This window comes from Bacteroidales bacterium (assembly GCA_035353855.1).
GTDB lineage: Bacteria > Bacteroidota > Bacteroidia > Bacteroidales > CG2-30-32-10 > DAOQAK01.
This window is the reverse complement of sequence record DAOQAK010000031.1, coordinates 1-21,763: the sequence shown is the minus strand read 5'-3', so window position 1 is coordinate 21,763 and position 21,763 is coordinate 1. Positions and strand designations below refer to the sequence as shown.

At 34.8% G+C, this 21,763-nt stretch carries 20 protein-coding genes; 10 read left to right on the top strand and 10 right to left on the bottom strand.

Annotated elements, in window-relative coordinates; translation table 11 throughout:
• Positions 1-23: 23 nt before the first annotated feature.
• Positions 24-1,250 (top strand): pitrilysin family protein, encoded by a 1,227-nt coding sequence (locus tag PKK00_09185; GenBank protein ID HNW98567.1) that lies wholly within the window; start codon positions 24-26, stop codon positions 1,248-1,250.
• Positions 1,247-1,882 (top strand): O-methyltransferase, encoded by a 636-nt coding sequence (locus PKK00_09180; protein ID HNW98566.1) that lies wholly within the window; start codon positions 1,247-1,249, stop codon positions 1,880-1,882. Before PKK00_09185 ends, PKK00_09180 begins: the two co-directional genes overlap by 4 nt.
• A 391-nt stretch (positions 1,883-2,273) precedes the next feature.
• Here the strand turns inward: PKK00_09180 and PKK00_09175 are convergent, their stop codons facing one another.
• Both PKK00_09175 and PKK00_09170 read right to left on the bottom strand, forming a co-directional pair.
• Positions 2,274-2,969: a hypothetical protein gene (locus PKK00_09175; protein ID HNW98565.1), complete on the bottom strand. Its 696-nt coding sequence runs from the start codon at positions 2,967-2,969 to the stop codon at positions 2,274-2,276.
• A gap of 11 nt (positions 2,970-2,980) precedes the next feature.
• Entirely contained in the window at positions 2,981-4,546 is a 1,566-nt protein-coding gene (locus PKK00_09170) for a S8 family serine peptidase (GenBank protein ID HNW98564.1), read from the bottom strand.
• 84 nt (positions 4,547-4,630) lie between these two features.
• On the opposite strand from PKK00_09170, the gene PKK00_09165 reads away from it, so the two are divergent.
• Positions 4,631-5,104, top strand: a complete 474-nt coding sequence (locus PKK00_09165) for a pyridoxamine 5'-phosphate oxidase family protein (GenBank protein HNW98563.1) — start codon at positions 4,631-4,633, stop codon at positions 5,102-5,104.
• A 9-nt stretch (positions 5,105-5,113) separates the two neighbouring features.
• On the top strand, positions 5,114-6,394 hold the full coding sequence (locus tag PKK00_09160; protein ID HNW98562.1) for an NAD(P)/FAD-dependent oxidoreductase: 1,281 nt from the start codon (positions 5,114-5,116) through the stop codon (positions 6,392-6,394).
• Positions 6,395-6,490: 96 nt separating this feature from the next.
• On the opposite strand, the gene PKK00_09155 is transcribed toward PKK00_09160, so the two are convergent.
• The gene (locus PKK00_09155) at positions 6,491-7,084 is read right to left on the bottom strand and encodes a phosphatase PAP2 family protein (GenBank protein ID HNW98561.1); all 594 of its coding nucleotides are present in this window, start codon (positions 7,082-7,084) and stop codon (positions 6,491-6,493) included.
• A 138-nt stretch (positions 7,085-7,222) separates the two neighbouring features.
• Between PKK00_09155 and PKK00_09150 the strand changes: the two genes are divergently transcribed.
• The 6 genes from PKK00_09150 (at position 7,223) to secA (ending at position 14,706) form a co-directional block, all read left to right on the top strand.
• Positions 7,223-8,128 carry a T9SS type A sorting domain-containing protein gene (locus tag PKK00_09150; GenBank protein HNW98560.1) on the top strand — a complete coding sequence of 302 codons (906 nt, stop codon included), beginning with the start codon at positions 7,223-7,225 and terminating at the stop codon, positions 8,126-8,128.
• A gap of 144 nt (positions 8,129-8,272) precedes the next feature.
• The gene (locus tag PKK00_09145; GenBank protein HNW98559.1) at positions 8,273-9,319 is read left to right on the top strand and encodes a nucleoid-associated protein; all 1,047 of its coding nucleotides are present in this window, start codon (positions 8,273-8,275) and stop codon (positions 9,317-9,319) included.
• A 185-nt stretch (positions 9,320-9,504) separates the two neighbouring features.
• Positions 9,505-9,960 carry a cold shock domain-containing protein gene (locus PKK00_09140; GenBank protein ID HNW98558.1) on the top strand — a complete coding sequence of 152 codons (456 nt, stop codon included), beginning with the start codon at positions 9,505-9,507 and terminating at the stop codon, positions 9,958-9,960.
• 168 nt (positions 9,961-10,128) lie between these two features.
• Positions 10,129-10,350, top strand: a complete 222-nt coding sequence (locus PKK00_09135) for a DUF2795 domain-containing protein (GenBank protein HNW98557.1) — start codon at positions 10,129-10,131, stop codon at positions 10,348-10,350.
• Between the two features lie 142 nt (positions 10,351-10,492).
• On the top strand, positions 10,493-11,179 hold the full coding sequence (locus PKK00_09130) for a hypothetical protein (protein HNW98556.1): 687 nt from the start codon (positions 10,493-10,495) through the stop codon (positions 11,177-11,179).
• A 218-nt stretch (positions 11,180-11,397) separates the two neighbouring features.
• Entirely contained in the window at positions 11,398-14,706 is a 3,309-nt protein-coding gene (secA, locus tag PKK00_09125) for a preprotein translocase subunit SecA (protein ID HNW98555.1), read from the top strand.
• An 11-nt stretch (positions 14,707-14,717) separates the two neighbouring features.
• Here secA and PKK00_09120 read toward each other — a convergent pair whose 3' ends face one another.
• The 7 genes from PKK00_09120 to PKK00_09090 all read right to left on the bottom strand — a co-directional run bounded on the left by PKK00_09120 (position 14,718) and on the right by PKK00_09090 (position 21,681).
• Complete coding sequence (locus PKK00_09120) at positions 14,718-15,887, bottom strand: aminotransferase class I/II-fold pyridoxal phosphate-dependent enzyme (GenBank protein HNW98554.1); 1,170 nt, start codon at positions 15,885-15,887, stop codon at positions 14,718-14,720.
• 11 nt (positions 15,888-15,898) lie between these two features.
• Positions 15,899-17,002 carry a DegT/DnrJ/EryC1/StrS family aminotransferase gene (locus tag PKK00_09115; GenBank protein HNW98553.1) on the bottom strand — a complete coding sequence of 368 codons (1,104 nt, stop codon included), beginning with the start codon at positions 17,000-17,002 and terminating at the stop codon, positions 15,899-15,901.
• Complete coding sequence (locus tag PKK00_09110) at positions 17,002-17,994, bottom strand: transketolase C-terminal domain-containing protein (GenBank protein ID HNW98552.1); 993 nt, start codon at positions 17,992-17,994, stop codon at positions 17,002-17,004. Before PKK00_09110 ends, PKK00_09115 begins: the two co-directional genes overlap by 1 nt.
• Positions 17,972-18,958 (bottom strand): thiamine pyrophosphate-dependent dehydrogenase E1 component subunit alpha, encoded by a 987-nt coding sequence (locus PKK00_09105; GenBank protein ID HNW98551.1) that lies wholly within the window; start codon positions 18,956-18,958, stop codon positions 17,972-17,974. Before PKK00_09105 ends, PKK00_09110 begins: the two co-directional genes overlap by 23 nt.
• A 128-nt stretch (positions 18,959-19,086) precedes the next feature.
• Positions 19,087-20,112: a glycosyltransferase family 2 protein gene (locus PKK00_09100; protein ID HNW98550.1), complete on the bottom strand. Its 1,026-nt coding sequence runs from the start codon at positions 20,110-20,112 to the stop codon at positions 19,087-19,089.
• Positions 20,113-20,161: 49 nt separating this feature from the next.
• Positions 20,162-20,989: an acyltransferase gene (locus PKK00_09095; protein HNW98549.1), complete on the bottom strand. Its 828-nt coding sequence runs from the start codon at positions 20,987-20,989 to the stop codon at positions 20,162-20,164.
• An 11-nt stretch (positions 20,990-21,000) separates the two neighbouring features.
• Complete coding sequence (locus tag PKK00_09090; GenBank protein HNW98548.1) at positions 21,001-21,681, bottom strand: SDR family NAD(P)-dependent oxidoreductase; 681 nt, start codon at positions 21,679-21,681, stop codon at positions 21,001-21,003.
• Positions 21,682-21,763 lie beyond the last annotated feature (82 nt).

Here is a 21,763-nt window from a genome sequence, read left to right as displayed (position 1 = left end):
CTTTTGCAGGAATATAAAAAATAATGTACCAGAACTATACTTTACCTAACGGCATCCAGCTTGTTCACAAACAAACCCCTTCGCTTGTATCGCATTGCGCAGTTATAATCAATACCGGTTCGCGCGATGAAAATGAGAACGAACAGGGCATTGCTCATTTTATTGAACATGTTATTTTTAAAGGCACTTCCAACCGTAATATGTTCCAGGTATTATCACGCATGGAAAATGTTGGCGGCGAAATTAATGCATTCACTTCTAAAGAAGATACCTGTGTATACACTTCTTTCCTGAATAAATATTATGAACGTGCATTGGAATTGATGTCGGATATTGTTTTCAATTCAACATTCCCTGAAAAGGAAATTGAAAAAGAAAAAGATGTGGTGCTCGATGAGATCAATTCATATAAAGATAATCCCGCTGAAGAAATTATTGACGAATTCGAAAAACAGTTATTTGGAAATCACTCTATAGGCCGCTACGTTCTGGGCACGCCAAAAAGTATAAGGTCCATTTCGCGCTCAAAACTTCAGCGCTTCATTAAACGTTGTTATAACACCAACCAGGTAGTGATATGCTCCGTAGGGAATATTTCTTTTGAAGAACTGAAAACACTGGCATTAAAACATTACGGTGAAAAAGCTAATAACACAAGGAAATGGGAACGAAAACATTTTACCGGAAATAAAACTTTTGAAAAAATAATTTCAAAACCCATACACCAGACTCATTGTGTTATAGGTAATCATGCATACAGCAGCAAACATAAAATGAAAAACCCGCTGATACTGCTAAGTAATATTCTTGGCGGACAAGGAATGAACTCGCGCCTGAGTATGAACATAAGAGAAAAATTTGGTTTCTGCTACAATATCGATTCATCATACAACCCTTATTCCGACACGGGTTCTTTCGAGATTTATATGGGCACCGAAGACCAGTACATGGAAAAAGTAATATTACTGGTTCATAAAGAACTTCAGAAACTGCGTGAAAACAAAATAGGATCGCTTCAGCTTAAATATGCCAAGCAACAACTCATCGGACAACTGGCTATTTCATACGACCACAATTTAAATGAAATGCTTTCGATGGGAAAAAGTTTTTCTGTGTACCATAAAGTAGATACTCTTGAAGAGATAAGCAGAAAAATTGACGACATCACAGCAAACCAGCTGATGGATGTTGCCAATGATATTTTTTCAACACGTAAACTCAGTATGCTAATATTTAAATCGGCATTATGAAATCAGAATATGAAATTTTGCAATACGCAGAAGAACATACATCAGAAGAACCTGCATTATTAAAGGAACTCAACAGGGAAACACATGTTAAAATGATTTACCCGCGTATGCTTTCAGGACATTTACAAGGTCGACTGCTTAGCATCATCAGCAAAATGTTACAACCTGAAAATATTCTTGAAATAGGTACATATACAGGCTATTCGGCAATATGCCTTGCTGAAGGATTACAAAAAAACGGTGTGTTACATTGTATCGAGATCAATCCCGAGTTTGAAGAAATAATTCGCAAATACATTGATAAATCAGGCTTTTCAGAAAAAATAAAATTACATATCGGTGATGCACTTGAATTGCTTCCAAAGATGAATGAAACATTCGACCTGGTTTTTATCGATGCCGACAAAGAACAATACCTTGATTATTACAAATTGGTTTTTGATAAAGTGAAACCCGGCGGAATCATTGTTGCCGACAATGTACTGTGGGATGGAAAAGTTATGGAAGAAAAATCATCCGACAAGGAAACACGTGGCATTAAAGAGTTTAATGATTTTATTCAAAATGATGAACGCGTTGAAAATATCCTTCTCCCCTTGCGTGATGGGCTTATGATGATAAGAAAGAAGTAAAATTTTTCTTTGTTTCTCATTAAAAATTTCGTGTAATACCAATTGTTAATTTAAAATAGTCCAAAGGATATTTTAAATTTTACAATGGTTATGCCGATGACATAGATGTTATAGTACAATTTATACAGAATCTTAGCAAATTAGTAAAACAAATTGTGCTTAGAATCTGTTATGCCGATAGGAAATCTTGCAACAGAACTTTTGAGATCATGAATACCTTTAAAATAAAATAAGTTATGAATAAATCATTTCCGTATCGGTATATTGGACTATTACATATATACAATCGGTATAAAAAAAATAAAATTAAAATTTAATAGAACACGAATTATACGGATGATACAGATTTACACTGATTATTTTTTTGAATTTGGAACTTGGTTTTTGAATTTTATTTATGTAACCCTATCTGTAATCCCACTGTAATCCTTGGAAGTTCGGGATATTGCGAATCTTTAAAAATATCCGACAATCTGTAGCAGCCATAAATAACATACCTGTTGAATCCTACACGCGCCATTGCTCCGTAATTATATTTGTTCACATATTTTAAATGTGATGTGTTTACTTCAACAACATTTCCATTTAGCATTTTATCTTTGGTAAAGTGTTTTGCTGCTGTTTTCAAATCGCCATACCCGCCAAGATCAATGAAATTACCAACTCTATTACCTCGACGTCCGTAATTAAATCGTAAATAAAGGTCGCCACCAACATTTCCAATGATAAATTTCTCCTTATCATGTAAAATGGAATCGGGAGTACATTTTGTTAATGACTGTTTCAAACGAAAATAATATGAACTGATATCAATGTCGTACCCAATCGCAAACCAGTTTGAAAGCTTTAATTTATAACGATAGCCCACCAAATAGTTTGTTGAGTTCCCGTATAAAATATCACTACCTGATGAATCCGGTTCACCCATAACAAATCCCATGCTTATAAACAGGTGATGAAAATTTCTAAGGTTTGGACCATATTTTTGTATTATTGAATCGTTAACCTCTTTATGAAGTAAAACATTCTGCGCAGGAGTTATCGCAACAAATACGAACAATGACAGTATTAAAAAAATCTTTCTCATAATTTTAACCTTTAAAATGAATATGAATCTGTGTAACCATTATAATGCACATTGAGTTTATACCCTTTTTTGTAATCAGATATTTTTACGCTGAAAACTTTTTCCTGCGAAACATTAAGTACATTGTATTCCAGAAGCACACCATCATCTTTCTGAATATTATAATAAAGTAAATTATCATCATTATTCTCGTAAGAAAAATTTTTGATATTTACATTTACCTCATTACTTTCAACATCAAAAGTAAATGTACGTTCTTTAAATGTTATTGTAGTATCTGTAAAGTATGATGCCTGCGGCACTCCATAACCATGTGCATAATCAAAGTAAGGATAAAGGTTTGCTGATTTTTCAATTTGATTAAACAGTTGCATATTTGAAAGGCTGCGTGCTTTCTGCCATGCACATGCCGCAAATCCTGCTATCAGCGGACTGGCAAATGATGTACCGTCGGATGCATTCAACCCGTTTTTTCCTGCAACAATAACATGCGCCACTGCACAAACATTTGGTTTCATTCTTTTATCAGTAGTGGGACCAAAAGAACTATATGAAATATGATATTTTGTCCATGCATCAATTCCACCTACCGACAGAACACTATCGGCATCAGCAGGTGTACCAACAACTTTCCAGTCATTATCACCATCATTGCCAGCAGCATTAACAACTAACATTCCTTTTTTTGCAGCAAGGTTCCCTGCGCGTGAAACGAGGCTTGTTTTCCCGTCCATCTGGTTTTGGAAATAACGATGATAGGTGTATCCTAACGAACTGTTTATAATATCTGCACCATTCTTATCAGCCCATTCCACGGCAGCAAGCCAGTTTTCTTCTTCCGAGAATGGCTCGCTTTGAACTTCGGTGCGTGCCAGTATAAACTCAGCGCCGGTAGCAAGGCCAATTTTTTTCCCATTAACCATTCCTGCAATACACGACATTACAGAGGTTCCGTGCGAAATATAACTATAAACAAATTCTTTATTTTTTGTAAAATCCCATGTTTTTAAAATTCTTCCGTCTTTACGGATATGTTCAAAAACTGGGCTGGTATTCACTGTAGGGAATCCTCCATCGAAAATGGCAATACGAATTCCTTTACCATCAATTCCTGCTTTCTCAAATTTATCACCACCCATCAATGTCAATTGTTTTTCCATTAATTCCATTTGCTCCGGTTTTATTATAGTGTCCCAGTCAGCAGTATTTTTTTCGGCAACATTACACATCATCATCATCGGTTCAACTTCTTTCACAAAAGAAAATGATTTTATTTTTTCAATTTGTTGTTCATTAGCGTATACCGCCATAGCGTTGAACCAACGGCTGCACTGCGAAACCGAATCAACCTGCACTACTATTGTATTTACATATTCTTCATTCAACGGAAAATCAGTAGAATCAAGCAAAGGAATATTGTATGCTATTCTTCTCTCAATAGTTTTTTTATCAAAATATGAATAAGGGTCGAATGTAACATTTTTCTTATTCTTCAGGAAAACCCAATATTTCCCGGTTTGTGCCATTGCAGAAAATGTAAAAAGCAACAATAAAAAAAATAAAATACTTCGCTTCATAAAATTTAATTTTCATTCAAAGTAACAAATTTTTTGTGATTTTGTTTTAGATTTTTAAAGAAATATCTTTGTAAAAAAAAGCTTATGCCGAAAAAAAGAAGAATCATTACCAAACAATGGGAAATGGACGACATCATAAGCAAATGCGAATGCTGTCATGTTGCAATGGTTGATGAAAATAATATGCCTTATGTTTTACCATTTAATTTTGGTTATAAAGACAAATGCATTTACCTGCATTCAGGGCAAGCCGGAAGAAAAATTGATATACTCAAAAAAAATAATCGTGTATGTGTTGCATTCAGTAATGGTTATAAACTAAGTTGTCAGAGTGAAAACGTAGCATGCAGTTACATCATGAGCTATAAAAGTGTTATCTGTTACGGCAAAGTAGTGTTTATTGAAGATATTGATAAGAAAATCGAAGCCATGAATATCATCATGCAGCAATATGTAAAAAAAGATTTCACATATTCGGAACCGGCAATAAAAAATGTTTTTCTTTTCAAAGTTGAAATTGACGAAATGACTGCAAAAGAATTCGGAAATTTAAGTTAACAAAAAGTTATGAATATTAATGTACCATCATCAGCGCTACCCAGGGTTGTAGTAATTGGCGGCGGTTTCGCAGGATTGTCGCTGATAAAACATGTTGACCAAAACGAATTTCAGGTAGTTCTTCTCGACAGAAATAATTATCATACATTTCAACCATTGCTGTATGAGGTTGCTACAAGCGGGCTTGAAGTCGGCTCTATTGCTTACCCGTTAAGAAGATATATTAAACATTTTAAAAATGTTTTTTTCCGCATGGCTGAAGTAAACAAGATTGATGCGGAAAAAAAAGAACTATGCACATCAATAGGATGCATTCGCTACGATTATTTAGTAATTGCAACCGGCAGCGAAAGTAATTTTTTCGGAAACAAATTACTTGAACAGAAATCGATGCAAATGAAGAATATCCCGCAGGCACTTGATATTCGCAGCATACTTCTACAAAACTTCGAAGAAGCAACACACATTGAAGACCTTGAAAAGCGTAAGGCATACATGACTTTTGTAATAGCCGGTGGTGGCCCGACAGGAGTTGAAATGGCCGGTGCACTTGCAGAATTAAAAAAACATGTGCTGGCAAAAGATTATCCTGAACTGAATATTTCAAACATGGAAATTTATTTACTTGAAGGAAGCAACAGGCTTTTGGGAGTAATGTCAGAACAGGCTTCAAAAAAAGCATACGACTATCTTTCCCGCATGGGAGTTGAAATATGGCTGAATACTTTTTTGAAAAATTTTGATGGTGAAAAAGTTTATACTAATGATGGAAGAGAAATCAATGCGAAAATACTTTTATGGTCAGCCGGCGTGAAAGGCGCTACAATACAGGGGTTACCAGGAAGTACCATTATTCACGGAAATCGTTACCATATAAATTCATATAATCAAATTGAAGGATTTGAAAATATTTTCGTGGCAGGCGATGTAGCTGCATTCATTTCGAACACAACACCCAAAGGACATCCTATGGTCGCATCAGTAGCAATGCAACAAGGCAAACTGATTGCAAAAAATCTATTAAAATTAAAAAGAAAAGAACCTTTAATTGAATTCAAATATTTTGATAAAGGCTCAATGGCTACAATAGGCAGAAATAAAGCTGTTGCCGATATAGGAAAAATAAAATTCCAGGGAATGCTTGCCTGGCTCATTTGGCTTTTCATACACCTGATGGCAATCATTGGGTTCAGGAATAAAGTTTTTACATTTTTCGACTGGTTCTGGAATTACATAAGTTACGACCGCACACTACGACTGATTATAAGACCATTTAAGGGAAAAGAATAGAAAGACATTAGTAGTAAGTAGTAAGTTGCAAGTAGTAAGTTGGGACTTGGAACTTGAGACTTGTATCCAGGGTCTTACAATCCTTTTAAATCCGCGTTAATCCGCGTTAATCCGCGTCTCCTTCAAAACAAATTTTCGAAAATACCAATTGAAAATTTTTCCGATAAGCAAACCTATTATCATTCCTAATATTGCTCCGCACAAAACATCAAACGGATAATGTACCCCAAGATACACACGCGAAAATGAAACTACAGTTGCCCAAATAATCATTACCGAAGTAATCCATCTTATTTTTTTTCCCAGAACACTGATTAAGAAAAATGCTAATGCAAAAGTATTTGCAGCATGCGATGAAACAAAACTGTATAAGCCTCCGCATTCGCCATTTACCAAATGAACAAGCCCTTGCATTGATGGATCCTGGCAAGGACGCAAACGTTGAAACACATCTTTAAAGCAATGAACCGAAATCTGATCGCTTGCTGTAATCAGTATAGCAATACCTATAATAACATCAATCGTTCTCAATTTATAAATCCTGATAATTTTATATAAAAGAAAAACATAAAAAGGAATCCAGATAAATTTATCGCTAATCCAATACATCATAATATCGGCAAAAGAGTTATGCATGCCGTTAAAGAAAAGCAACAATTCTTTATCTATATTAATTATTCTATCGAGCATTTATAGAAATTTTTTTTGTAAAGGTAAAATGTTTACACATCATTGCAAAAAGTTAAAATCATTAATTGGGTTCCTTAAATATATTTATATTTGTTTTGTTCTCGTTGCATTAATATTGCTTAAAATAAAAATAAAACTATGAGAAAACTAATTATTTTTTTATTTGCATTAAATATTCACACAATATATGCTCAATTACCTTGCGATAATTATTGTTTGAATTTTGATGATACTTTATGCATGTGTCGTTTAACAATTGATACCATTAATTATTCTCAAAATATCTGGCAAATTGGAAAAACTCAAAAACAAATCATCGATACTGCATACCCGTCCCGTACTATAATTACAGATACAATTAATCCATATCCAATAAATAATCATTCTGTTTTTATTATAAAAAACACGGCAACATTTGGCGATATCTACGGATGTAAAATGTTTCAGGGGAAATTTTATTGCGAAACCGATTCATTAAAAGATTTTGGAAAAATAGAATTTTCACCTGATAATGGAACAACATGGATAGATTTGATTAATGATAGTGTTTATAATGCTAGCATAACATGGTTCTCTCAAAAGCCTGTCCTTACGGGACGTTCAGGAGGATGTAAATATTTTGATGTTGTACTGGCAGATAATGGTTCCGTATTCAATGTTAATATTGGTGATACATTATTATATCGCTTTACTTTTATAAGTGATAGTATTGATAATAATCTTAATGGTTTAATGTTCGATGATTTATGTATTCAGGATTTTGTTGAAGGGATTTCTGAAACTCATTTCAGTCCTGTTAAATCAAAAATATATCCAAATCCATCAAAAGATTTTATTACAATCGGATTTGATAATCCTAATGCAGAACCTTTTCAACTTGCAATTTACGATATTCACAGTAGGATACAACTTTATATTAATAACATTACTGAAAATAAAATCACTATAAATATACAACAATTTAAGCCTGGCATTTATATTTATAAGCTTACAAATTTGAAAGCTAAAAAAAGAAGTTGGGGTAAATTTATCACTTATAAATAAATTTATAAATGCCTTCTTTCAAATCATTAAGAAAGTTTATTATTCCTAAATTTAATTACAAAATATACAACCCATTTATTATTAAAGCAACCCATAATAAGGAATAAAAAACTTCGACAATTAATATAACACACACCATACGCCATGACGAATTTAGATTTCACACAATTAGAACTTCAATATTTAATTACCCATCATGTTGGCAATAAGCAGCGAGAAGAAAAGCTCACACTTTCTGACGAAGTATCGGCCCTTGCTTCCGACACCAAAGACCTACTGCTAACATATTTTTTACTGCCAATAAAAACTGAAGAATTATTTTCATTTACACATTCCGTAAAACTTAATTTAAATGAAGTTTATACAATAGTCAAAGGAATTTTTTCTGAACCTAAATCATTCATAGAGGCATCACAGAATATTGCCAAACTTCTTTATGAACAATCAACTCACCCGAAAATAAAGGAAGGGGAATTGAATGTTGCATACTTTACAGATGTTGAAATAGATAATGAGATGGTTGAAGCTATTGGGATTTTTAAATCAGAAACAGATGTCCCTTTCATTAAAATGATAAACCACAAATCAAAATTTGTCATTCAGCATGATTATGGTTTTGAAGTAAAAGGAATTGATAAGGCTTGCATCATATTTAATACCGAACGTGAAAAAGGTTATAAAATAGTGATTGTTGATAATGCCAATAAATCACTGGAAGCACAGTATTGGAGAGATGATTTTCTGAATATAACACCAATCCGTAATGAATTCCACCAAACAAAAGAATTCCTGACCATTGCAAAAAACTTCGTGACGAAACAATTGTCGGACGAATTTGAAGTGAGCAAAGCCGACCAGATTGACTTGCTGAACCGCTCCGTTGATTATTTCAAAACACACGAAACATTCGAAAAGAAAGAATTTGAAAAAGAAGTTTTCCAGGATACAGGAATTATAAAATCATTCCGAAACTTTGATGAAATATACAGGGGAGACAACGAATTAAGCCTGAACGATAGTTTTGAGATTTCATCACAAGCTGTAAAAAAACAAGCACGCATTTTTAAAAGTGTTTTGAAACTGGATAAGAACTTTCACATTTATATTCATGGCGACAGAGAGCTGATAGAACAAGGCGTTGAGAAGGACGGACGAAAATATTATAAAATTTATTATAAAGATGAAAGCTAAAAAACATTACCAAGAAATATTATCATTACTGGAATTTTATTATTCAATCATTAGCAAATACAGCCACAGCAGTCCTAAGCGGTGTTTTGTGTTCCATTCCCTATAATTTGTTATCTTTGCAAAAAATAAGTTATTCCTAAATTCAGGGTTTGCTTTTTATACAAAAAAATCACTAAAAATAAATTATGGGTAGATCACACGAAACATTCAATAAAAGGGAAAAAGAAAAAAATAGAGAAAAAAAGAAAAAAGAGAAAGAACAAAAAAAAGAAGAACGCAAAGCCAACTCTGATAAAGGTAAAAGTCTCGAAGAAATGTTTGCTTACGTTGATCATAACGGCAATATTACTTCCACTCCACCCGATCCGAATATAAAGAATACAATTAAAACAGAAGACATCAGAATTAGTATCTCGAAAAAAGAAGACATCGAACCCCTTGATATAATAAGAAAAGGTACTGTTACATTTTTTAATGATTCAAAAGGCTATGGTTTTATTAAAGACCATGAAACGCAGGAAAGCATATTTGTCCATATAAATGGATTGATTGACAGGATAAAAGAAAATGATAAAGTTACTTTTGAAACTGAGTCAGGACCAAAAGGATTGAATGCCATCAGGGTTAAAATAATAACTTAGAATTTTTTATACAATTTTAAGCGCTTTATCGATACCGCAATTTCATAAATATTAACACATTCAAAAACAATATATTAATTATTCTGTTGAAAAATAATCAAGGTTTTTATTTTTTTCTCTTGACTTTTATGTTATAAAGATTATTTTTGCACAAAATTACTTAACCATATGTATTGGACACTTGAATTAGCATCGAAGCTGGAAGATGCCCCTTGGCCCGCTACCAAAGAAGAATTGATAGATTATGCAGTTCGTTCAGGCGCACCTATGGAAGTTATTGAAAACCTCCAGGAAATAGAGGACGAAGGTGAGGTCTACGAAAGCATCGAAGATATCTGGCCCGATTATCCTACGAAAGAAGATTTCTTCTTTCATGAAGATGAATATTAAAAATTTAAAAAAAGCCGTATGACCTACGGCTTTTTATTTTTCCAATAATTGCTATAAAAATACTGTCTATCCAAATATCTACACTACTCATATAATGGCATTTTTTTTGTAAATTTATACGCTGAATTTAATACCACCTCTTATGAAAAAGCGCAGAATCGTACTTTTAAAACCATTAAGCTTTGTTATATTTTTTATTTTCTTCTCTTCATGTCTTAAAGATGAAACTCCTACCAAAACAAAAATGGAAGGAGTTTGGGAAGTTACCGCAGTTTATAATGAACAAGGCACCAACATTACCAGTAAAGTTGAATTTCCGGTAGTGGCTTTCTATTTAGTAAGTGATAATTCGGTATCGTCAACGGCAGGACCATTATTCATGTATATCGTTTATGGCGACAATAAATACACAACCATAGCATCACAAATTGATCAGACCTTCAATTATCTTAGCCTTGATTTTAATAATGGAGGGGAATTCTTTATTGGCGGAGGTCAGCAAGAACGATTTACCATTGAAATGAAACTCGAAGGGCTTCCCGGTCAGAAAGCTTTAACAACATTACTGGATTTACTAGGTATCACACAGGATTACCTCGACCTGGTTATTTATCATAAATTTATGGATGTAAAAGTTGATTTCGATGCTACCGGCGATATGATGTATTGGGAATTCGACAGCCAAACTACTGCTGTATATAACACTAAAGACAATTACGGAAATTATGTTCTGTGGCAGGGATGGCCCGTTAATAATTTCTCGAAATGCCGCATTGAACTTAAAAAGAGAAGTGTAACTCTTAAAGATGTGGTGAAAGAACATTCTTAAAAAAATACTTCCTTTTTCAAAGCTGCTTTTATACTCGTTCTTATCCATTTTGAAAAAATTATTAGAACGAGTTATGCCGATAGTAACGCTTGTTGAAAAATTATTTTTGCAGTCGCCACGGCGACCTGTTACGTATCGGTATAAATAGCAGCTTTTTTATTTTATTGACATTTATTAATCAAATTCGTGTACTTTTGTACATTATCATTAATTAATATATGGCAACGTTTTTAAAAAAATTATTCGGAAGTAAATCTGAAAAAGATGTTAAAGCATTACTTCCTCTTGTAGATAAAATACATAAAGAGTACGAAGTCATTTGTAAGCTTTCCAATGATAGACTCAGGGAAAAAACAAATGAATTCAAATCAAAGATAGCATCTCATATCCAAGGTGAAGAAAAAGAAATTGAGGAATTAAAAAGCCGGATTGAGAATAATCTTGAAATCGAAGATGAAGAGAAAGAAAAGATTTATGCCAGCATAGAAAAAATCGAAAAAACGATTACTTCAAAAATCGAAGATGTCCTCATAGAAATTCTTCCTGCTGCTTTTGCTGTAATGAAAGAAACGGCAAGACGTTTTAAAGAAAATGAATGGACAGAAGTTACCGCCACACAAATGGATCGCGATCTGGCAGCTTCACGTCCAAACGTTGAAATCAAAGACGAAAAAGCTTTTTATAAAAACCAGTGGATCGCCGGTGGTAACCTCATCACCTGGGATATGGTCCATTACGACGTACAGCTTATTGGCGGTATTGTACTACACCAGGGAAAAATTTCGGAAATGGCTACCGGTGAAGGAAAAACACTTGTTGCAACTTTACCTACATATCTGAATGCTTTACCGGGAAAAGGCGTGCATATCGTTACTGTAAACGATTACCTTGCAAAACGTGACTCTGAATGGATGGGCGTTTTATTTGAATTTCACGGATTAAAAGTGGACTGTATCGACAAGCATGAACCGAACTCTGATGCCCGTCGAAAAGCATACCTTGCCGATATTACTTACGGAACAAACAATGAATTTGGATTCGACTACCTGCGTGATAATATGGCGCGCAGCACTGAAGAATTGGTACAGCGCAAACATAATTATACCATTGTCGACGAAGTTGACTCTGTATTGATCGACGATGCCCGTACTCCTCTTATTATTTCAGGACCAACACCAAAAGGCGATAAACAGGAATTCCTGGATATGAAACCTATTGTTGAAAAAGTTTATAACGCACAACGAAATTTAGTTACCAATATTCTTGCTGAAGCAAAACGACTGCTTGGCGACACATCAAATCCTGAAAACGAAAAAGAAGGAAGCAAACTTTTATTCCGTGCTTTTCGCGGATTACCAAAGAATAAAGCGCTTATCAAATTTCTTAGTGAACCAGGAATGAAAGTGTTGATGCAGAAAACAGAAAACTTTTTCCTTGCAGAACAGCAAAAGAACATGCACATTGTTGATGATGAATTATATTTTGTCATTGATGAAAAAAATAATACCATCGACCTTACTGATAAGGGAATTGATTTTACCACATCGTTCACTGATGATAATAAATTTTTTATCATCCCCGATGTTGGTGCACATATTGCAGAACTTGAAAAATCAGGGATTCCATCACAGGAAAAACTGGCAAAGAAAAATGAACTCCTTCAGGATTTTTCAATAAAGTCAGAACGTATACATACGGTTAACCAGTTATTAAAAGCTTATGCCCTTTTTGAAAAAGATGTGGAATATGTTATCATGGATAACAAAATAAAAATTGTTGACGAGCAAACCGGTCGTATACTTGAAGGACGTAGGTATTCCGATGGATTACACCAGGCTATAGAAGCAAAAGAAACTGTAAAGATTGAGGCAGCCACACAAACGTATGCAACGATAACATTACAGAATTATTTCCGAATGTATTCGAAACTTGCCGGAATGACCGGTACTGCCGAAACAGAAGCCGGTGAGTTCTGGGATATTTATAAACTGGATGTTGTTGTTATTCCAACAAACAAACCCGTTATCAGGGACGACAAGCAAGATCTTGTTCACAAAACAAAACGCGAAAAATACAATGCAGTCATTGAAGATATTGTTGCACTTGTAAAAGCAGGAAGACCGGTACTTGTAGGTACTACATCGGTTGAAATATCGGAACTACTAAGCCGAATGCTTAAAATTAGGAACATCAAGCATAATGTACTTAATGCAAAACTTCATCAGAAAGAAGCTGATATTGTTGCCGAAGCCGGACGTGCAGGAACCGTTACCATTGCAACAAATATGGCAGGTCGTGGTACTGATATTAAACTCGGACCCGGTGTAAAAGATGCAGGTGGACTTGCTATTATAGGTACCGAACGTCATGAATCGCGCCGTGTCGACAGGCAGTTACGTGGTCGTTCAGGACGACAAGGCGACCCGGGAACATCACAGTTCTTTGTATCGCTGGAAGATGACCTGATGCGATTATTCGGTTCAAACCGTATTGCAAGCCTTATGGACCGCATGGGACTTAAAGAAGGTGAAGTGATACAACATTCCATGATCACCAAAGCGATTGAACGCGCTCAAAGAAAAGTTGAAGAAAACAATTTCGGTATTCGTAAGCGTTTACTCGAATATGATAATGAAATGAACAAGCAGCGTGATGTTATTTATACGAAACGTCATAATGCCCTCTTTGGTGATAAACTTTCAATCGACCTTTCAAATATGATGTTCGATGTTTGCGAAACGATGGTCCTGGATTACCAGGAAGTTCGCGACTTTGAAGGCTTTAAATTTGATTTGCTAAAAATATACGGTATCGAAACCGATATATCGGAAAAAGATTTCTTCAACATGAGATCTGATGAAATCACAGAAAGACTTTATGTTCACATTAGAAAATATTATAAAGAAAAACAGGATTTCACTGCACAGCGTGTTTACCCGATAATCAGAGACGTATACGAAAACCACACTTATCGTTACGATAACATTGCAGTACCGGTAACCGACGGAATGAAAACCTTACAGGTTCTTGCGAACATTAAAAAATCATATACATCAAAAGGAAAAGAAATAATTCTTTCTATTGAAAAAGGAATCACCTTAGCTATTATTGATGATGCATGGAAAGAACATCTCCGTGAACTTGACGATTTAAAGCAATCTGTACAGAACGCTACGTATGAACAAAAAGATCCGCTACTCATTTACAAATTTGAATCATTTGAACTGTTCAAAAAAATGATACAAAAAGTAAATAAGGATGTGATCTCATTTATTTTCAAAGGAAATATTCCATTACAGGATTCCGAGCATGTTCAGGAAGCACAGGCCCCTGAAAGAACAGATATGAGCAAATTACAAACAGGCAGAAGCGATATTGGCGGCGGTGGCAGCAGTGAAGGTTCATCAAATAAGCCGCCCGAAAGAAAAGCTGAACCTGTAAGGGTTGAGAAAAAAGTTGGACGCAACGATCCTTGTCCATGCGGAAGTGGAAAAAAATACAAAGTGTGTCACGGGAAAAATGAATAAATAAAAAATTCTTATTTTTTATTTTTCAATAATAAACCCCTTACCAATTCTAATGTTTCAAACTTTTTGCAGAATGCAAAACGAACTTGCTTTGTTGTAAGATTTTGTTTGGAATAAAATGAAAATCCGGGAACTGTTGCAACACGTGTTTTCTCAATTAATTTTTTGCTGAAGTCGTAATCATTTTCTGCTTTAAATTCATTGAAAAGTTTTTCCACATCAGCCATTATATAATATGAGCCTTTAGGAATAACAGGATTAAATCCGGCGCTATTCAAGGTTTCCAGCATATAATCACGCGATGTTAAATATTTTTTTTGTAATTCAATATAATATGAATCAGGAAATCCTAATGCTGAAACTGCTGCATGCTGAAAGGGAGTTGGAGCACCCACTGTTAAAAAATCATGAACTTTTCGGATGCGTGCGGTTATCGGAGCATTGGCAATAGCCCAACCTACGCGCCATCCGGTAACTGAATAAGTTTTAGAAATGGAATTTATTGTAATCGTTCTTTCAGCCATGCCGGGAATTGAAGCCATACTTATATGTTCGTTTCCATCATAAAGTATGTGCTCATAAATTTCATCGGTAATTGCATAAACATCCCATTCAATGCATAATTGAGCAATCTCCAAAAATTCTTTACGACTAAAAACTTTTCCTGTAGGATTATTCGGAGTATTGATGATAATTGCTTTTGTATTTTTATTAAAAGCTTTTTTCAGTTCGTCTGAATCGTAGTGCCAGTCGGGGAAACGAAGCGTTACATATTTTGGTTTTGCACCTGAAAGAATTCCATCAGGACCATAATTTTCATAGAATGGTTCAAATATTATTATCTCATCACCCGGGTTTATAATTGCTTTTAAAGTAGCGATCATAGCTTCAGTTGCGCCACAGGTAACGGTTATATCAGTATCAGGATTTGAATTTATTTTATTATAAGCTAAAGCTTTTTTTGAAATTGCTTCACGTAATTCAGGCTCACCAAAGGTTACCGGATATTGGTTATGATGTTTGTTTATCGCATTAATCGCCGCTTCCCGTATTGCCAACGGACTTTCAAAATCCGGGAAACCCTGCGACATATTTATTCCATTGCAGGCATCGCTTACACGTGTCATTTCACGAATAACCGACTCAGTAAAGGTTTCCGTTATCCTTGATAATTGTTTCATTAAAATAAGTTTTAATTTTTTCCGTAGAATGCTCTAACGGTCTTAATCACATACTCAACTTCCTCATCCAATAATTCAAAACACATAGGCAATGAACATACTTCACGGCTTAATGCTTCGGTTTCAGGGAAGCCTGTATCGGCAAGCTTCAGCGCTTCATGCTTATAATATGGTTTACGGAATTGTGTTAAAACTTCAATTTCATTTTGTTTTAAATATGATGAAAATTCTTCGCCCTGTTGCGAACGCAAAGTATAATTCTGGTATACATGGTCAAATCCCTCGCGTTTATATTTTGGAAGTAATAGTTCCGAAACATCCGCCAATGCTTCATGATAGCGGTTTGCAATTTGTTTGCGACGACGAATATGTTCCGGTAAATATTTCAATTTCACTGTTAGAAATGCTGCCTGCAAATTATCCAACAAACAGGTAAAGCCATGACCATGATATTCTCCGGTGTTTCTTTCTTCACCATTAAAGCGCATCCTTCTGGCAAATGAGGCAACTTCTTCGCTGTTTGTAGTAATTGCACCACCATCGCCATAACCGCCCAAAATTTTAAAAGGGTAAAAGCTGAAACATCCCGTCAATCCCCAGGCTCCAGCACCAATTCCATTTACAGATGAACCTAAACTCTGACATGCATCTTCAACAACAACCAGATTATATTTTTTTGCAAGCTTCATCACAGCTGGCATATCAGCCATCCAGCCGCTTAAATGAACCGGCATGATTGCTTTCGTTTTCTTCGAAATTTTTTCTTCAATTTTATTTACATCAATATTAAAATCCTTCGCAACATCAATCAAAACAGGTGTTGCGCCAACATTAACAATTGCCGAACAACTTGCAACAAAGGTATGTGCAGGAACAATCACTTCATCGCCTGCGCCAATTCCCGCAGCACGCAATGACATATGCAACGAATCGTAACCACTGTTCAAACCTACGGCATACTTTGTTCCCACAAAAGCTGCAAGGTTTGATTCAAACTCTTTCAAGTGACCTCTGTCAATCAATTCACCTCTGCTCATTACATCAAAATAGGCTGCATCGAGCTCGTTTTTCAGCATCTGGTACAGCCTTCCGGGATTCACAAAACGTACTTTCATCACTCTGAATAATTAATTACTTTATGTATTGCTTCAATTATTTTTTCTTTACTTATATAATAATTTTCTTCCAGCGAACGGCTTGCAGGTGCCGGAGCATCAGGCAGGCAAAGCCTTTCAACAGGCGCTTTTAATTTACTGAAAATATTTTCGGAAATCATTGCAGAAATTTCGGCAGCATAACCAAAGGTTTTCCATGAACCATCAACAATTACAGACTTTCCTGTTTTTTTAACTGAAGAAAGAATGGTTTCTTTATCGTAAGGTTTAAGTGTGCATAGGTCAACAAACTCAACGTCAATTCCCGTTTTCATTAATTCAGTAGAAACTTCTTCACAAAGAAATGAAGTGTACGAAGAAGAAATTAAAGTTATATCTTTTCCTTGTTTTTTTACAAATGCTTTACCAATTTGAACTTCATACATTTCTTCAGGAACATTATTTTCTTTTCCATATAACCAGCGGTCGTCAATGAAAACAACAGGATCGGGATCATTAACTGCGGATATTAAAATTCCTTTTGCATCGTAAGCATTTGAAGGAGCAACAACTTTCAGTCCGGGAACATGCGAAAAGATTGAATGCAACGCTTGTGAATGTTGCGCAGCCTGTTCGCCTCCACGATTTACAATTAGCCAGAAAACCACCGGGGCGCTAGCGTTTCCACCGCTCATGTAATGCCAGTTTGCAGCCTGGTTGATAATCGGATCGAAAGCATACAAAACAAAATCAGCGCGGGGATGAACAACAATAGATTTCATTCCTGCCAGCGCTGCGCCTACTGCTGCACCAGTTATAGCATTTTCCGAAACAGGTGTATCAATCACACGCTCTTCGCCAAATTCTTTTATTAATCCTGTGCATGTATTGCCTACGTACCATGGGCTTTTAACACCCTGCCCAATTAATATAACCGATGCATCCTTCCGCATCAGTTGGATAATAGCTTCGTTAATTGCAATACTATATTTAACTTTTCTTTCTGAAAACATATTTTGTTACATCATCTTTATGCGGGCGATTGCTTTCAACAGCAAACTTAACCGCATCGTTCACTTCATCAGAAATTATATTTCTTATTTCTTTTATTTTCGAATCATCAATGAAATTATTTTCTTTCAAATAATTTTCAAAACGGGGAATAGGATCTTTCTTCAACCACTGCTCTAGTTCTTCCTTCGGACGAATATCGGTATGTGTACCCTGAACATTATCATCAGGACCAACATGGCCACGAAAACGGTAAGTCAAAAACTCCATAAAAACAGGGCCATTTCCGTTTCTGCATTTTTCAACTGCTTCGCGCGATGCTTCGTAAACAGCTAGCACATCATTACCATCAACCTGATAAGATGAAATCCCAAATGGCTTTGCAACATCAGCAATCTGGCTATTGGCGCGGATTTCAAGAATTGGTAAATGCGTTGAATAAAAATTATTTTCACAAGCAAAAATGATGGGTAATTTTTTAAGTGAAGCAAAATTCATGGCTTCATAAAGCACGCCTTCACCTGTTGCGCCATCGCCAAAAAAGGTAACAGCAACTCTTCCATCTTTACGAATTGAAGATGCAAGCGCTGCACCTAAAGCAAGCGAAATAGTTCCCGCAACAATGGGAGCAATTCCAAGCACTCCTTTTTCAGGAGCAATCAGATGCATAGAACCACCACGCCCACCGGAGCATCCGGTTTCCTTGCAATAAATTTCAGCAATCATTTTTTTCAAATCACCGCCTTTTGCAAGATAATGTCCATGCGAACGATGATTGCCAAAAACATAATCCTCATCTTTCAGATTCGCTCCAATGCCTGTTGCTACAGCCTCTTCACCGGAATAAAGATGCACCGGACATTTAACTGTTCCATCCAAAATAGGCTCTACCAGCTTCTCTTCGGCAAGCCGGATGCGAAGCATTGTTTTATAAATTATTTGTATAAAATCAGAATTATAAGTCATTTCTACCTTTTAAAAATGGCAGCCAAAGTTAACCAAATAATTTTAATTTCTGCCAGAAATGAGTGATTCCGTATATATTTAAGCTAAAAATCTTTCTCTTATAGCTTTTCTATAGCAATGCCCAATCATTAATCTTTTTTAAATATGCCCGAAATCTTAAATACGATAACACTCATGAGTGCAAGTAAAGAGCCCAAACCATATGAAAAATGAAGAGAAAAAAAGAAGCATGGAAGCACAAGAAAATAATTAAATCCTTTTTTAATATACTTTAATGAAAAATAAAATGCCGCTAATACATATATGCCCATTACTAATATCAGCAACCATAAAAAATAATAAGAGAAAACAGATAATACAGATGCACCTATTATGCCCGAGACAAAAAATAAAGGAATAAGATGACGGAATGAAACAGGAATATAGTTAACAAACTTTATAGGATTTACAGACCAGAATCCATTCCTGAAATTATTTTTTATGAATTTCTTATAATTCGTTTCTGCATAATGATAAGTTACTTTTACATATGGAATAAGTAACGTTTTCCCTCCAATCTTTTTTAACCTGGTATTGAAATCCATATCAGAAGAGCTGATAAGTTTCTCATTGAATAAACCTATTCGCTCAAAAACATCTCTTCGGTAACAACCGCCAAAGACTGTTGTTGTTAACACTGGCTTATCAGTACCGGTGCGATATGTAGCACCACCAATTCCAAATTTAGATGAAAGAACAATTGTAATTAATTCGCCAGCAAAATTTTTTACCGGCCAAATTTGTTCTACCAAACCACCAACATTATCAACTTTATATTCAAACAATGCTTTTACATTATCTGAAATATAATTTGAAGAATATTCAGCATGAGCGCCAAGTATAATTATTACATCGCCTTTTGAATTGTTATAAGCAAGGTTTATAGCAGCAGGAAAAATTCTTTTTTCGTTTTTTAAAACATTTACAAAAGGATATTTTCCCCGATAGCTTTTTGCTATTTCTACAGTCTTATCGTTACTTAATCCGTCAACAACAAAAATTTCAAGTAAATCGTGAGGATAATCATTTTTTAAAACGGATTCTATACATTTACCAATCCACTTCTCCTCATTTCTACAAGGGATAATAACTGAAACTTTAAGCTGATTTTGCATAAATTAAAAACGACAAATAAATTATGATATAAAATTTAAAGTTTACTTATTATAAACTGAAATTGCTCACGAAAGGTCTTTCAGTGAAAATCCTTATTCCCCATTTGCGGATATAATCACGCAGATCATCCGTTTCTACGCTTTCTTCGCCCCAATATTCAAATGTTTCTGCATTAAATTTAAAATCATTTATAAAAACAAAAGGGTACTCTATTTTAATATTTGGTTTGATATTATGATAATGAGCAATAGGAATGTAACTGTCAATAATCTGTTTTAATTTTTCTACTTTTTGTTCAAGAGATAATGGTATTATTTCTTTAATAAATTTTGCAGGCGAGCCGGCATAAATACCTTTCCTGGTGATGCTTTTCGTAACAACGCTTTGTGCACCGATAACAGAATAATCAGCAATTTCCACGCCCATCATTATTAAACTCCGGTAACCAATGATTACACCATTGCCTATTTTGACTCCGGCAAATGAAGCAGGATATCCTTCAAGAACCGACATCCAGTAACCATGTGTGAGGAATGATGTTTCAGGAGATAACCCAACATCATTTCCAATAACAACCGGTTCGCAAACGTTTATAAAATTATTATGAATAACACATCTGTCGCCTATGGTAAGGTTTGCATTCGGGTGTTGACGCCCTCCTCCGCCAATTCGCAAGCCTGATGAATGAAATAAATGTTTTCCTATTTTAACGTTGTTGCCCCTGATATTAATATCATTTCCAAAATGACTAAAATCGCCAACACTGAAAAGCCCTTTTAACGCTATAGAAATATTATTTCCGAAATTAACATTTTTACCAATTTCGATTTTGTCGGCAACAATTTTAATATTTTTTTTACTGTCTTCGTAAATCATTTTTCCCGAAATTAAATTATACAACCATTAATATCAATACTGGCACCATTGATATAATCAGAAGCAATGATATAATTGACCGAATTATAAATATTAATCGGGTCGCCAAAACTATTAGAAGGAATTTTTTCTTTTATTTTTTCCTGGATTTCAGAAGACACATCGCTAATCATACCAATATTAAAATATCCAAGGTTCAACGAATTTATTGTTATTCCTTTGGAAGCATTTTCAACGGCAATACTTTTCGACAATCCCCATAATGCCGCTTTAGAACTGGCATAAGCGCTTGTACCGGCAACACCCATTTTAGCTACCACTGATGAAAAATTTATTATTCTGCCATAGTTATTCTTTCGCATTTCAGGTAACAAGGCATTGATAACATTGAAGGTTCCTATTAGATTAATTTCAATTGTTTTTTTCCATTTTGTCGGATCGGCTTTATGAGCAAATGCATTATAGTTAGTAGCTGCACAATTTATCAATTCAATTTTATCATCAAATTTAAGTGAGCCAACCCATTTTGCAACCTCTGCATGATCAGAAATATCGACCTTTGATAAAAACTCCCTGTATTTACTATCAGGCTCGGTTGACAAGTATGTTCCATAAACTGTTTCACCTTTGTTTAAATATTTTTCCATCAAATATTTTCCAATACCTCTTGATGCTCCAGTGATTATTTTCATAAAGTTATTCTTAATTGATTACCCATCTTATACTAATGCTGAACAAAAATAGAAAAAATAATTAACAACCCAATGGTTAAAA

What these genes read in the sequence shown, in the direction of transcription:
- PKK00_09185 (HNW98567.1), top strand. Translation starts at nt 24, where the DNA reads ATGTACCAGAACTATACTTTACCTAACGGCATCCAGCTTGTTCACAAA.
- PKK00_09180 (HNW98566.1), top strand. Translation starts at nt 1,247, where the DNA reads ATGAAATCAGAATATGAAATTTTGCAATACGCAGAAGAACATACATCA.
- PKK00_09175 (HNW98565.1), bottom strand. Translation starts at nt 2,969, where the DNA reads ATGAGAAAGATTTTTTTAATACTGTCATTGTTCGTATTTGTTGCGATA.
- PKK00_09170 (HNW98564.1), bottom strand. Translation starts at nt 4,546, where the DNA reads ATGAAGCGAAGTATTTTATTTTTTTTATTGTTGCTTTTTACATTTTCT.
- PKK00_09165 (HNW98563.1), top strand. Translation starts at nt 4,631, where the DNA reads ATGCCGAAAAAAAGAAGAATCATTACCAAACAATGGGAAATGGACGAC.
- PKK00_09160 (HNW98562.1), top strand. Translation starts at nt 5,114, where the DNA reads ATGAATATTAATGTACCATCATCAGCGCTACCCAGGGTTGTAGTAATT.
- PKK00_09155 (HNW98561.1), bottom strand. Translation starts at nt 7,084, where the DNA reads ATGCTCGATAGAATAATTAATATAGATAAAGAATTGTTGCTTTTCTTT.
- PKK00_09150 (HNW98560.1), top strand. Translation starts at nt 7,223, where the DNA reads ATGAGAAAACTAATTATTTTTTTATTTGCATTAAATATTCACACAATA.
- PKK00_09145 (HNW98559.1), top strand. Translation starts at nt 8,273, where the DNA reads ATGACGAATTTAGATTTCACACAATTAGAACTTCAATATTTAATTACC.
- PKK00_09140 (HNW98558.1), top strand. Translation starts at nt 9,505, where the DNA reads ATGGGTAGATCACACGAAACATTCAATAAAAGGGAAAAAGAAAAAAAT.
- PKK00_09135 (HNW98557.1), top strand. Translation starts at nt 10,129, where the DNA reads ATGTATTGGACACTTGAATTAGCATCGAAGCTGGAAGATGCCCCTTGG.
- PKK00_09130 (HNW98556.1), top strand. Translation starts at nt 10,493, where the DNA reads ATGAAAAAGCGCAGAATCGTACTTTTAAAACCATTAAGCTTTGTTATA.
- secA (HNW98555.1), top strand. Translation starts at nt 11,398, where the DNA reads ATGGCAACGTTTTTAAAAAAATTATTCGGAAGTAAATCTGAAAAAGAT.
- PKK00_09120 (HNW98554.1), bottom strand. Translation starts at nt 15,887, where the DNA reads ATGAAACAATTATCAAGGATAACGGAAACCTTTACTGAGTCGGTTATT.
- PKK00_09115 (HNW98553.1), bottom strand. Translation starts at nt 17,002, where the DNA reads ATGAAAGTACGTTTTGTGAATCCCGGAAGGCTGTACCAGATGCTGAAA.
- PKK00_09110 (HNW98552.1), bottom strand. Translation starts at nt 17,994, where the DNA reads ATGTTTTCAGAAAGAAAAGTTAAATATAGTATTGCAATTAACGAAGCT.
- PKK00_09105 (HNW98551.1), bottom strand. Translation starts at nt 18,958, where the DNA reads ATGACTTATAATTCTGATTTTATACAAATAATTTATAAAACAATGCTT.
- PKK00_09100 (HNW98550.1), bottom strand. Translation starts at nt 20,112, where the DNA reads ATGCAAAATCAGCTTAAAGTTTCAGTTATTATCCCTTGTAGAAATGAG.
- PKK00_09095 (HNW98549.1), bottom strand. Translation starts at nt 20,989, where the DNA reads ATGATTTACGAAGACAGTAAAAAAAATATTAAAATTGTTGCCGACAAA.
- PKK00_09090 (HNW98548.1), bottom strand. Translation starts at nt 21,681, where the DNA reads ATGAAAATAATCACTGGAGCATCAAGAGGTATTGGAAAATATTTGATG.